The 12,878-nt window shown below is 56.0% G+C and carries 9 protein-coding genes; 4 read left to right on the top strand and 5 right to left on the bottom strand.

The window, feature by feature from the left end; translation table 11 throughout:
- Positions 1 to 24 precede the first annotated feature (24 nt).
- The 3 genes from ABC395_RS11090 to ABC395_RS11080 all read left to right on the top strand — a co-directional run bounded on the left by ABC395_RS11090 (position 25) and on the right by ABC395_RS11080 (position 3,746).
- Positions 25 to 1,119 (top strand): endospore germination permease, encoded by a 1,095-nt coding sequence (locus ABC395_RS11090; RefSeq protein WP_413003005.1) that lies wholly within the window; start codon positions 25 to 27, stop codon positions 1,117 to 1,119.
- Between the two features lie 177 nt (positions 1,120 to 1,296).
- The gene (locus ABC395_RS11085; protein ID WP_413003003.1) at positions 1,297 to 2,601 is read left to right on the top strand and encodes a spore germination protein; all 1,305 of its coding nucleotides are present in this window, start codon (positions 1,297 to 1,299) and stop codon (positions 2,599 to 2,601) included.
- Positions 2,598 to 3,746 (top strand): Ger(x)C family spore germination protein, encoded by a 1,149-nt coding sequence (locus ABC395_RS11080; RefSeq protein ID WP_413003001.1) that lies wholly within the window; start codon positions 2,598 to 2,600, stop codon positions 3,744 to 3,746. The genes ABC395_RS11085 and ABC395_RS11080 overlap by 4 nt, the downstream gene beginning before the upstream one ends.
- Before the next feature lie 13 nt (positions 3,747 to 3,759).
- On the opposite strand, the gene ABC395_RS11075 is transcribed toward ABC395_RS11080, so the two are convergent.
- From ABC395_RS11075 to aph(3')-IVa, 3 genes are read right to left on the bottom strand one after another with little or no spacing between them, the layout of a single operon-like run.
- Positions 3,760 to 4,275, bottom strand: a complete 516-nt coding sequence (locus ABC395_RS11075) for a DUF6886 family protein (protein WP_413002999.1) — start codon at positions 4,273 to 4,275, stop codon at positions 3,760 to 3,762.
- Between the two features lie 17 nt (positions 4,276 to 4,292).
- Complete coding sequence (locus ABC395_RS11070; protein WP_413002998.1) at positions 4,293 to 4,706, bottom strand: hypothetical protein; 414 nt, start codon at positions 4,704 to 4,706, stop codon at positions 4,293 to 4,295.
- A gap of 22 nt (positions 4,707 to 4,728) precedes the next feature.
- The gene (aph(3')-IVa, locus tag ABC395_RS11065; RefSeq protein ID WP_413002997.1) at positions 4,729 to 5,517 is read right to left on the bottom strand and encodes an aminoglycoside O-phosphotransferase APH(3')-IVa; all 789 of its coding nucleotides are present in this window, start codon (positions 5,515 to 5,517) and stop codon (positions 4,729 to 4,731) included.
- A 348-nt stretch (positions 5,518 to 5,865) separates the two neighbouring features.
- Here aph(3')-IVa and ABC395_RS11060 point away from each other — a divergent pair, with 348 nt between their 5' ends.
- Positions 5,866 to 6,240, top strand: a complete 375-nt coding sequence (locus tag ABC395_RS11060) for a hypothetical protein (RefSeq protein ID WP_413002996.1) — start codon at positions 5,866 to 5,868, stop codon at positions 6,238 to 6,240.
- A gap of 115 nt (positions 6,241 to 6,355) precedes the next feature.
- Here the strand turns inward: ABC395_RS11060 and ABC395_RS11055 are convergent, their stop codons facing one another.
- The gene (locus tag ABC395_RS11055; RefSeq protein ID WP_413002995.1) at positions 6,356 to 11,260 is read right to left on the bottom strand and encodes an S-layer homology domain-containing protein; all 4,905 of its coding nucleotides are present in this window, start codon (positions 11,258 to 11,260) and stop codon (positions 6,356 to 6,358) included.
- 116 nt (positions 11,261 to 11,376) lie between these two features.
- Positions 11,377 to 12,870 (bottom strand): extracellular solute-binding protein, encoded by a 1,494-nt coding sequence (locus tag ABC395_RS11050; RefSeq protein ID WP_413002994.1) that lies wholly within the window; start codon positions 12,868 to 12,870, stop codon positions 11,377 to 11,379.
- Positions 12,871 to 12,878 lie beyond the last annotated feature (8 nt).

Below are 12,878 nucleotides of genomic sequence, written 5' to 3'. Positions count from 1 at the left end.
CAAAAACCGGAAAGACGGTGTTCTATGGTTTATTCGGATGGAAAAATAACCGTTTTGCAGCTTACGATGATGATGCTGCTCGTGAACGGCCTGATGAATCATGTCATTCTCAATCCCATTGTGCTGGACGCTTCCGGAAGGGATGCTTGGCTCGTTCCACTGTTCGCCGCCCTGTTCCTGCTTCCCTGGTGTCTTCTTCTCGTCTTGTTCATGAAAAAAACGGGACAGCGCAAGCTGCAGCCCTGGCTGGCGGAGCGGACCCACCCGGTGGTCTCTTGGGTACTGATCGTCCCGCTCTATGTTCAGATCTATCTGATCGGGCTGACGACCCTGCTGCACACCAGTATCTGGACGGTGACAAACTACTTGCCGGCCACACCCCGGCTCGCTTTGACTCTTACGCTGATTGCCGTATGTACCTTCTGCGCGGTTTCGGGCGTCCGGACGATCGCGATCAGTGCAGGTGTGCTTCTGCCTTTCGTAGTGGTGCTCGGGTATTTCGTCATGATCGCCAACATGCCCAACAAAGAATATGACCGTCTCTTTCCCATGCTGGAATTCGGAGTGATGCCCGTTATGAACGGATTCGTTTATGCGGCGAGCGGTTTTATCGAATTTGTTCTGATTATCGCCCTTCAGCATCATATCAAAACGCGGATCAAAAGCTGGCAGCTTTTTATTCTCGCCCTCCTGTTCATTCATATTATGCTCGGTCCCCTGATCGGGGCCATAACGGAGTTCGGCCCCCATGAAGCCGCGAAGCAGGCGGAATCGCCCTACGAGCAGTGGAGGCTTGTCAAGATTGGCGAGACGATTGAGCATGTCGATTTTTTCTCGGTATTTCAGTGGCTGGCGGGAACGATGGTCCGAATCAGCCTTTCCCTGTTTCTGCTGGGAGATCTTCTTCCGTTTAAAAAGGCGAAAAACCGAAACCGGTTTATCGCCGGTATGGCTCTCAGCTACTTGCTTGTCACACTGCTGCCGATTACGCAGCAGAACTTGTATGACTTTATGCAGATGTTTTACTTTTTGCCGTCCCTCATCGGGATTCTCGGTTCCGTTATTCTGTGGACGGCCGTAGCTGTCCTGACCAAACCGCGCAAGGAGAGAATTTCCTGATGACACCCAGCGGCAATACACACATTTGGACAGCCGGCAAGCTTAGAGAAATGTTTTGCGAAAGCGACGACGTTGTGCTGCTTACCCATACGTTCGGTGGGAACGAGCCGGAGACGTCCGAGGTTCTTCTGATGTACAGCGAGGGAACGAGTAACAGTCAGACTGATCGGGGAAACGGTGCTGCCCGGGCTAGAAATCGCCTATGATAAAGGTGGCGGCTTTCAAAGCGAGGCGGTCGTGCTCGGCTCATGTCTGCCTCTTGTCCCCCTTGGGGAAGCCGTTTCGGCCCAAACGATTGCCGAAGGTTTGTTTGAGGGCAATTTGCTTATCGTGTTCCCGGGTCTTCGCACCGCCTATTTTATGAACATCAGCAACCTGCCGGAACGAAGTCCCGAAGAGTCCAATACGGAACTTTCCATCAAGGGCCCGCGGGACGGGTTCGTGGAAAATCTGTCCGTCAATACCGCCCTGATTCGCAAAAGAATCCGCAGTCATACGCTCTGCTGCGAGAAGTTCGTGCTCGGCACACGAACGCGGACGAAAGTGGCCCTGATGTACATCCGGGACATCCTGTCCCCCGAGCTGCTAGTTGAAGCCCGTACCCGGCTGCAGGCTATCGACGTGGACGGCATTTACAGCATTTCACAAATCGAGGAGCTCATAGCCCGTCAAAAATATTCGCTTATGCCTTTGATGGATTACACCGGCCGCCCGGATTTTGCCGTCAGCTCTCTCCTGAACGGAAGATTTGTTATCATGGTCGACGGCAATCCGATGGTCCTGATTGCACCGGCCACCATGGCCATGCAGCTTAAATCGCCAGAAGATTTGCACACGGGCTTTTACTACACTTCGTTCTCGCGGCTGGTACGGATTTTGAGCATTTTTTTGTGCGTACTGCTGCCGGGGTTCTGGGTTTCCCTGGCCGCCTTCCATCAGGATCAGATTCCGTTCCGGCTGCTGGCCACCATTACGACCGCCAGGCTCGGCCTGCCTTTCTCGGGCCAGTTCGAGCTGCTGATTCTTCTCATTCTGCTGGAGGTGTTCCGGGAAGCGGGGGTTCGCCTTCCGAGCGCAATCGGTCAGGTGCTGACCGTCGTAGGCGGCCTCATTATCGGCGACGCGGCCATCCGGGCGGGACTTGTTTCCCCATCAGTCGTCGTCGTGGGAGCCATAACGGCCGTCAGCAACGCCACCCTGGTCAACCAGAATCTGAGCTCGGCCGTCAGCTTGATCCGTTTTTTTCTTTTTTTTCTCTCCTGTATCCTCGGTATGTTTGGTCTGATCATGGGTCTCATTATCGTGACGGTCTATCTGTCCAGGCTGAGATCTTTCGGCATCCCTTATCTGTCGCCATTCTCGCCCCCCATCTACAGGAATTGGCTGCCCGCGTTTATGCGGCTGCCCTGGACTCTCATGACCCGCAGACCGGAAAACGTGCACGCCCGGGACCAAGATCATAAGGAGGAAGATAACCCGTGAGTGCCGCCAAAAGAGGCGTATGCCTGCTTGGCCTGATGCTTTGTCTTGTGCTGCCGACCGGCTGCTGGAACTCCAAGGATATTCAGACGATGGCCTACGCGACCGCGCTGGGCATTGATTACGAGAACGGAAATTACATTACGTATGTTCAGATCCTTAATTTCTCAAATATCGCCAAAAGTGAAAACAACCAGCTCGGACAGCGCATACCGATTTGGGTGGGCCGCGGAGAGGGACGCACCTTGTCGCAGTCGCTAACGTCGATTTACTCCACCTCGCAGCTGCGCCTGTTCTGGGGACATGTTAAAGTGGTCATTTTAAGCGAAGCCATGATGAAGCAGGGGCTTTCGAATGTGTACGACATGATTAACCGATACCGCGAAATCCGCTACAACATCTTATTCTACGGAACGGACAAGCCTCTCGTTAAGCTGCTGTCCCAAACGTCTCTGCTTAATTTTTCGCCGATCGAGTCGCTGCTGGCCAGACCCGAACAATTTTATTCGCAAAAGTCGTTGATCCTGCCCGTGTACGGGTACAAATTCATCGCGGATTTGAACGAATCGAGCAATTCGACGCTGCTGCCCTCTCTAACGCTTAACAACGGCGTTTGGAACGAAGATCAGAAAAAGATTCCTCTCTATGAAATAAACGGTGCCTATTTTTTTAACCATCACCGGTATACGGCGTGGATGTCGCAGGATGACCTGAAAGGCGCCCGGTGGCTTCAAACGAAGCTGGAGCGCTCTCCGCTGGAAGTACCGAAAGCTAATCCGCTGGCCACCCTCATCCTGGAAGATCCTCGCTATACGATTGACGCCCGGTCTGTCGGCGGCAAAATCCGCTTTTCCATCTCTCTCAAGCTCGATGCTTTTCTCGATGAGATCCGGGAACAAGCGACGCAGGCAGAAATCCAGACCGCCGCCCAAAACGAGGTGAAAAACGAACTGACGGACTCCTTTCGCAAAGGTTTGCGAAAAAATGTCGATGTTCTAAAGCTGAGCGAAACGCTATACCGTAAACACCCGGACCTTTGGAAAAAACATTTTAAAGGAAAAGAATTCCCGCTGGATTCGGATTCCATTGAGAAGATCGAGGTGAAAGTCCACGTCATCCATTCGGGCAAATATAAACAAAGAAAATAGCCTTCCGCGGGTTCTACCGGGAAGGCTGCGCATTTCGGAAACGAATGATCGAAAAATGCGAAACGGAAGAAGCCAACAAAGTATCTCGCAGCGGGTAAAGGTTCGGCACGATCCGCAGTTCGGCGCCCGTCGCCGCGAGCTTGGCCAGCAGGTCCTCTTCGGGCTCCACCGATAAAGGCGTTACCTGCTGCTCAGATATGTAATAGCCCGCCGTCGCATCAAGCAATCGGAAATCCCGCTCGTCGAAGGCATAGCGGTACAGGGCCGTTTTTCTCATCCGCTCCAGCCAGGCGCTCTCTATTGCAATGACCGTGCGGGAGCAGGATGGCCCGAACAAAAGCCGCCTATCCCCCTTCGTGACGTCATCCGTGAGCGTATACACGATTCGCGGACACTCCCGCGGAAAGTAGTATAAATGCGCATGAGCTTCGTCCACCGCCCAGACGACGGGAGGAAGATCTTCCCGCCCCGGCGGCTTTCGCGGGAGGAACGCCGGGATATCGGGTTCTTCGCTGAAATGGTACAGCATCTCGGACCTCCTTGTTTTTAACGGAAACCGATTTCGATCCGCTGCGGTTTCACTTCTTTTTGTACGGAAAAGCTCCGGATATCAAAGCTTACGACGATGGTGGTGTACACGAACCGGAAGACGTCGCCTTCCTCCTCAAAATCCAGTGTCAGCTCGAAATCGTGGCGGACCCCGCTGTAGCAGCAGCCGAAATCCAGCGTATTTAGACTCCATTCGCCTTTCAGCTTCAAAAATTCGCCGAGAAAGCGAACCGCCCGTTCCATATGCTCCTCGATATTCGCCGTAACGGTCTTTGCCATGTCGAGGTACTCCTCTGCCGGAGCGGCTTCGTCCCCTTTTACGAAAATATCGTATTCGCCTCCCGTAATCTGCCAATACGTCCCGTTATAAACCAGCTTGCTCCAATCCGTTTTTTTCGGATTCGTATACATTTGTGCGCCTCCTTCCGGTCTATCAAAAAAATTCATCCAGCCGGATGTAATACTCGACTTTGTGTTCATCAAGCCCGGTAAGACCGTAATATTCCAGGAAGAAGGCCTTATAGCGGTCATCACCGTAATCGTGCCGGAGGCTCCGGATCGCCAGACCGATGTCCTGATAACGATCCGCCACGCCCGCTCGTCCGAGATCGATAAATCCCGACAGCTTCTCTCCGTCGATAATCAGATTAGGCGCACAATAATCTCCATGCGCAAACACCAGATCCTCGGTTCCCGGCTTATCGGCGAGCAAAATTCCATACAATTCCTCCGGCGTGCAGTCATACTCCTCTTTTATTTCCGTCGGATCCACAATGCGCTCGTCGACTATTCTTTTCGCATCCCGGAGCTTCTTGTCCAAGCCGTTAGCAAGGGGACAATCGCGGATATCCAGGCTGTGAATGCGCCGGAGGCTTTCCGCGTATAGCTTTACGAAGAACTCCGGCTTACCCTGGATCGTTTCGTGGGAACCGTCTTTGCCGGGCAGCGCCTCCATCAGCAAATAATCCATCCCGCCATGTTCCGCCGTGTATAAAACTTTGGGGACCGGGAGTTTCCCGTCCAGCCAAGCAAGTGCTTCGATTTCCGGCCGGAGCGTTCTCCACCAGGCGCTCGGGGCGATTTTAAGAAAAGCGGGGGCTCCCCCGTACTCTTTTACGTGATAAACGTGATCCCCGGAATAACCGGTTTTGTTCACGGTCAATTCTGTCTGCCCGAGAAGCCCGACAAGTTCCTCCGGCCAGTTACGCATGTTCTCGTTCATCTGTTGGTTCCTCCTAAAATTTCTTGTGATACGAATGTAGGTGCGGCACTTATGCCGCACTTATGCGGCATCCATTTGGCACTCACGCCGCATTTGAAACCGCACGATTTCGTCCTTGTAGCAAAATTTACCGGGCAGCCTCGCTTCACGCTTTTTCCTACGATAGCGTCCGGCAGCGGTTCCAAGAAGATCCGCCTCTAAACGGAAATTACTCCTATTCGCCGTCAGGAACAAAATTCCTTTTTAAGACCTCTTTTCCAGAGCTTAGATTTAGAATCTTTATAACAGGAAGGCCGCTGCTGTCTTGCTATACGAAAGAAAACATCATTTTCCAAGGAGGTTTCCCGCTTGCTGTACTCCGCTGTCTGCCTTGCCGCAGCAGCGATCGGGGCGGTTTTTATGAAGAAAGCGAAAATGGATGCCGTGTACTCAAACACTGTACTCATCTTGCTTCTTTTTACCCTGGTCGCCGCCGTCAGTCTATCGCAAAATTATACTCAAAGTCTGATTCCGGAAGCAAATGATGGAATAGGAATAGCAAACGTGGCGGCCTATTGGATTATTGGGGAAGGAAACTGGTCTCCGGCACGTTTTAAACAATTTTTTGAAAGGTCGCTGTATGTGAGCCTGTTCTTGGTCGTGTTGTATCCGCTCCTCCTTTCCATCGAAAAAAGAGCCTCAAAAAACGGACAAACGACGTCACCCTCCGAGAACGGAAAATGAAGCCCTTGAAACAAAAACCCTTGCAGGGAGCTTCATTCCGCCCGGCCAAATGAAACAAGGAGCATACCCTCTGGTATGCTCCTTGTTTCATTCAAAACCTGCACGGGGAGTGCACCTACGCTCCGTTCACGAATCCGGCTGTCCGCAGCAGCCGTGTCAGCACCGCCGCGCCTTCCGCGCGTGTAGCCGTGCCTCCGGGCACGAAGCGGCCGTCTCCGCGCCCGTCCAGCAGGCCGGCTTCCACCGCCTGCGAGACGGCGCCTGCCGCCCAGCCGGAGATATCGTCCCGGTCCGCGAAGACCTCAAGCGTACCCGCCGCGGAGTTCTCCACCGTCCGGACACCGGCCAGCTTCGCGGCGCGTATGAGCATTACGCTCATCTGCTCGCGTGTCAGCACCTCCCCGGGGCGGAACTCCCCGGTCTCGAAGCCGTCGGCGAGCCGCGCCTGAACGGCGGCACCCACGGGGCCGGCAAACCACGCGTCGCCGGGGACGTCGGTGAAGCCGGCAGCGGCGGGCGCCGGGTCGAGCGCAAGGGCCCGCGTCAGCAGGGCCGTGAACTGCGCCCGCGTCAGCGCCTCGTCCGGCAAGAAGACGCCGGCCTCCATGCCGTCGGCGATGCGCTTTGCGGCCAGCAGCTCGACATCCTTCCGCGACCAGTGAGCGGCAAGATCGGAGAAGCCGGCAGCGTCGGCAACAACCGCGTAGGTCCCGCCGCTTCTGTCGCGGATTACGGCCCGGTGCGTGCCTCCTGACGATTCGAAACGGGAGGGCACGAAGCGCAGTTCTCCGCTCGCCGGGTCCCTCTCCACCGCCGTGGCGCGCTCAGGGTCGAGCGCTTCCGGCAGGTTTACGCTTCTTCGGACATAGCTGCCGAAAGTGCCGATTTCCTTCGTTTCCCCTCCGGCCGAGAGGAAAACACGCAAATCAACCGGCATGCCCTGTACCCGCATGCCCTCCTTTGCCGCCCGGGCGGATAGCTCTGCGGTCTCATCCGCGGGAGTCAGCCCGATCTCCACAAGCAGATCGAAACTGCCTTCCGCAGGAAAGTGCGCCGCAAGCTGCCCCGCCGGGAGCTCGATGCCGCCGAGATGCGAGGATACGCTGAGGATCGCGTCAGGCGATCCGGCGGCCGCCTTGCGGAGCGCCGCGCCCGGCAGCGATAAGGCGCCCGCCGGCCCGCTGCCGGGAATAGCGTAGGAAAGGACCGGGGCCGCCTTTCCTTGCAGCGCCGCAAGCTCGGCTTCCATCACGCCGGCATCCGCCGAGACGAGCGTCAGGCTGCGCCCGCCGGAATCTTTCGTCTCCGTCACCGACGTGCGTTCCGGTCCGGACGGGGACGTGCCCCCTCCGGCGGAGCCGCTTCCGCTTCCGCTATCCGTGCCGGAGCCCGTGTCCGTGCCCGGGTCCGATCCGCCTCCGGTGCTGCCCGGGCTTACGGTTACCCGGGCCAGCGCGGTATGCCCTTCGTAAGCGGCCTGCACCGTGACGTTCCCTTCGCGCAGCGCGGTGATCCGCCCGGAAGCGTCCACGGCGGCAACGGACGGATTCAGCGACGTATACGCCGCCTGTCCCGTCACGTCCTTCGCGCCGCTCTTGTACTCGGCCGTGACGGCCAGCCGGACGCTTTCGCCCTTCGTCATACCGTACGAGTCGCGGTCGAGCTTCAGTGCGCGGACCGCCGCTTCATCTCCGATGATCGTGACAGTCTTCTCGTTCGTCTTGAGTCCGTCCACGCGGACCGTAACGACCACCGGATTGGCCCCGGGACGAATCGCGATATCCGCTTCGAAAGCGCCGTCTTGCCGGAGAGCGGCCTCCTGTCCGTTTACGGTAACGGCCGCCTTGCCCGGGCCCAAAACGTCGACCTTGCCCCGGAAGGTCACACTGTCGGCGGACGTTCTTAGCCCCTCGTACGCGAGGAAGCCGCTGAGGGACGCCGCCCGCACGGAGTCGCCGGTCTCGTAAGCATTCGCGACGAGCTGCCGCTTGGTGCGGACGCCGGAAGCGTCCAGCGCCGATACGACGAAGCCGCCTTTCGGAATAACGCTGTTCGTTTCTTCCGGCTTGCCCCAGCTCCACGTCATGGCCTGGGTTTTGTTCGGCACGGCCGTCACTATGCCTGTGCCGTCCACGACCGCTTCCACGCCGAAACGGCTGTTGCCCGTCGAATAGCCGAAGGTGTCCGTGAGCACGCCGATGTTATTTTCGATGAGATTGGTGTTAGTGTAGCTTCCCTCCAGGAATGAATCGGGCGAGTCCGGAAGGGAGATGCCGAGCTGGTAATCCCGCACATAAACGAGATTGCGCAGGGCCGCGCCGGCTACGGGCCAGTTCACCTGAGACGCGTCGAAAAGCATAAGCCCGTGCGTATTTTCCAGACCCGCCTGGAATACGTCACGCTGGAGAGCGGGTTCCTGCACATTCGTGAGGGCGATGCCGGCGTAGAGCGGCACTTCCCCGTTCGTGACGATGTTGCCGAGCGTAATGTAATGTTCGATCTCGGGAGCGGTCGTCTGGTAGGCGCCGATCATGATGAAATCGAGATTTTTCACATAGCCGCTTTCATAATAACCCGGCGTGTATACGGATTCGTCCTTCATCCGCAGACGCTCGTCGTAGCGGAATTCCGTGCTGCCCCAGTGTACGCCGTTCAGGTAATACGATTCGAACCAGGAGCCCACATAGGCGGACACGTCAATCTTTTTGCCTTTTTCGGCTTTATACCGGTCGGCAAGCTGCCTGACTTCGGACGTGAAGCTTTTGATCGTTTTCGACCGGAATTCCCACCAGTCCCGGATAAGCGGACCGTCTTTGCGCACGTTACCCGCGTATGTGAACACGTCGTCCGGCCAGTTTTGAAGCTGTTTGCCGCGGGCGCCCAGGAACGATTCGAACTTCGCTTTCGTCACGTCGCTGAAATCCGCGCTCTCGTTGTCATACCGGGCACGGTCCAGCACGACCCCGTCCACGTCGTAATTTTGCAGCACTTCTTCAATCGTTTTCAGCTGAAAATCGCGCACCTCGTCGTTGGACGGGTTCACGAAAGCGACGGCGTCCTGCTTGGCGGATTCGCGAAGCCGCTTGATCTGCCCCTTATCCGCCGCGTTGTAGACGCGTTCCTCCCAGTCGAGATGGCTGTTCAGCAGAGCGTATTCATTGCTGGCGATCGACCCCTCCGCGAAAATGTTAAAGGCGACGTGGATATCGAGTCCCAGCTCGCGGCTGCCCCGGATAAATTCCTGGAGCAGATCGAGATCGGGATTGGAGCCCGCTTTTTCCGGCGCTTTAATCGCGCTTACGTACGGACGCGCGGTCAAGGTGCTTTTCTTGTACGAGACGTACCCCTCCACTCCTTTCACGTCAAAAACGACGGAAGTTACGCCGTTTTCTTTCGCGGTCCGCAGAAAATCATCCACGTTATCGGCGGTTTGGAATTTTCTCGCGTTCGCGGCCTGGTCGACCCACAAGATCACCTTCTTTTCGGTGGAGAAGCCGGGTCTGCTGTAGACGACGAGATTTTTGGAGTCCTGTTCTTTGCCTTCTTTCGTAACGGTGAGATCCAAATAATTGATGCCCTCGGCAAGCGGGTACGAAGTTTTGAACTTTCCGTCCGGACCGAACGGAAGCGGAGTTCCGTTGACCGATAACGCGATTTTCGCAGGGTCGTCCATATTCGTAATCGTTCCGGAAAGCTCGGTAGACGGCTTCGTCTCCGTATACATCGCGTAATTATCGAGCTTCAGCCTGGCAATCGGCCCGCCCGCTCCCATCAGTTCCTTGACCGGGACCGCGAAGCCGTTCTTGCGGAGCTTGATCGCATCCCCTGCTTTAAAATACGTCGCCAAATATTTCTTGATGTTTTTGCTGGCATAGCTCGTATCCTGGGCGACCAGCACATAGCCGCCGGGCGGGATTTCAAGATCCGTCGGTCCGGTCCAGGCCGGCGTTTTACCGTCTATGGAAGGATTGATGACCTTCGTCACCCTGTTCCCCGCATCCACCTGCACGGCAACGTTAAACTGGGGAACGGTAACCTGCGGTCCCCAATCGTTCGTGAAGAGCGCCACGGTGTCGTCGATTCCGGCGATATCCTGGTCTACGTAACCGATCGCGTGGCGCGGGCCTTCAATGCTGATCGTAATGTCGATCGGCGCCGCCTCGACTTCGATGAGGTCGGCCGGCTGCTGAGCGTCGTTATACGTGACGGTCACCGTGGACGAAGCGATCTCCCGGCCGTCTTTCAGCAGTTTGACGGGTATGGCGTTCGTTCCCGCCGTCAGACGGACCTCGCTTTGAAAAGCCCCGTCCGCCTTCAGCGCGGCTTCCGTCCCGTTCACGGTCAAGGAGATTCCTTGTCCGCTGCCGTAACGGATCACCTGTCCCTTGACCGTAAAATCAGGCGAAGTAACCGTCGTGCCGGATGCCGTTACGAGCTTTAGGCCCGGGTTCGGGTTCAGAAAATCACCTGCGTGCACCACTTTTCCCCCTTTATGCAAAGACACGGTGTCTCCGGTTTTGTAATGCTCGAAAAGCGGTTTCCGGGTTACGGACGTTCCCCACGAAGAATCGTTGGCTAGCAGCACATATCCGCCCTCCGGAACGGGCAGGTTCTGGCTTTCCTCCCACGTGGAGCCTGTCGGCGGAAGAGCGGTCGGACCGATCACGCGGATCACCCGGCCGTACTTATCCACGGCAATCGCCGTGTTCGTCTTCTTGACGAATACTTGATCGGTCTCCGGCGAATTCGTCACTTGGGCTCCGCTCGTAAACAGGGCCACATAGTTCGTCTTCTGGGGCGGCGCATCGACATTGACGTTGATGTGTCCGACCGTCAGCCGGAACGCGCCGTCCCGCGACAGGACATACACATCGTCCGTCACGCCTGCGGCTTGCGGCTGACTTCCTCCGCTCTCCTGTCCCGGTCCTTGTGCCGAGACTTTTCCAAATGCAGGAGAAAGCAAAGACAAGACCAGAGCGATAATCATCATCCCATTCCACTTGCGCAGCAAGCTTTTCATAACGGCTCCCTTCTTTCGGTCAAAGTTTAGAGTCGAACCCGGCCGGAGCCGGAGAAAAAAACGGCAGCTGCTCGTAAGCCGCTGCCGGATGTGAATGATTCTGGATGTGATGTGCGTTATTTTTTGGCGCTTTTGAACCAATCGTTGGCCGCTTTAATCATCGCATCGCCGCCATCGGCCTTCCATTTGGCCAGGAATTGATCGTAATTGGACAACGGATCCGATCCGCTGATAAATTTCAGCATGCTGTCGGTCTGGAACTTGTCGAGTTTCTGCTTGTTTTTGGAGATGTCCGCAATCGGCGGCGCCTTGGCAAGCGGATCGGTGACCATGATGCCTTCGGCGTTTTTGTTGATCTGTTCGAAGAACGCCTGCAGAACGGGATCTTTACGCACACGGGCCTGCCAGTAGTCCGGGTATTTTTTATAATCCACGCCTGTCAGGAATCCGCTTCCGTTGTTAAGCTCGTCGTTAAACTTCGGCAGAATCGGATAGTATTTGCCGTCTTTGATCTCATGATGCTCGCCCTGCTTGCCGATGGCGATCTCGATGAAATTATCCGGTTTCAGCTTCAGATCCAGAAATTTCACAGCATCTTCTTTATGCTTGGAAACTTTCGGGATCGTGACAAACCAGGTTGTATTCGCTTTCACGAACGTGGAAGCTTTGCCGGATTTATCTTTCAGGAAAGGAATAATGGCCGTTTTCGCGTTCGGATCGTTTTTCTTAAGCGCCTTCTCTGTCGTACCCGCGTTCCAATAAGCCTGTTTGAAAATGGCCGCTTTGCCGCTGGAAAACTTCTCGATCGCCTTGGCGCTCGTATTGATCGGCATTTCCTGATCGATCAGACCTTCTTTGTACAGCTTGTTCATATAAGTCAGGAATTCTTTCATCGCCGGTGTTTCTACCTGATGAACGAGCGTTCCGTTCTGGTTCACCCAGTCCGCGGTCACGCCGAATGCGGCCCCGATATCGCCGATAATGGACTCCTTCGCATCTTTGGAACCGGTAAGCGGTGCGATGTTTTTCTTTTCTTTGATCGTTTTCAGCACCGTGTACAGCTCGTCCGTGTTCGTCGGCGTTTTCAGGCCGAGCTCATCCATCCAGTCCTGCCGGACAACAAGTTCTTCCCCCACCGCGAGACCCGAGCCCGTTTCCGGAATGGCGTAGATTTTGCCGTTTACTTTGGCGCTTTCCCACGCAGCCGGGTCGATGGCCGCTTTCATGTTCGGCGCGTGCTTTTCGAGCAGGTCGTCGAGCGGCTCCAGGGCGCCCGAGGTAGCCAGCTTCTCAAACTGCGGTGCGCTCAGCTTCATGACGTCGTACTCTTCTTTGTTTGCCATCAGCAGGTTCAGCTTCTCGTCCGGATTTTCCGCCGGAAGCATTTCGTAATTGACCTTATAGCCTGTTTTTTCCGAAATCGTTTTGGCGGTAAATTCTTTGTTCGGATCGAAATTGCCGTACTGCATCAGCTGGCGCAGGGCCGGCTTGGCTCCTCCTGCCGGTGCCGGCGAAGTACCGCCGGTCTGGGTCTCTTTTCCTCCGCCGCATGCCGCCGTGGTGACTCCAAGGGCTGCGACCGTGAGTAGAAGCGCTGCTTTTTTTAACATAGATGTAA

The organism is Paenibacillus canaveralius, assembly GCF_047238265.1.
Lineage (GTDB): Bacteria > Bacillota > Bacilli > Paenibacillales > NBRC-103111 > Paenibacillus_F.
The sequence above is the reverse complement of the archived record's forward strand: the minus strand, read 5'-3'. Positions and strand labels throughout refer to the sequence as shown.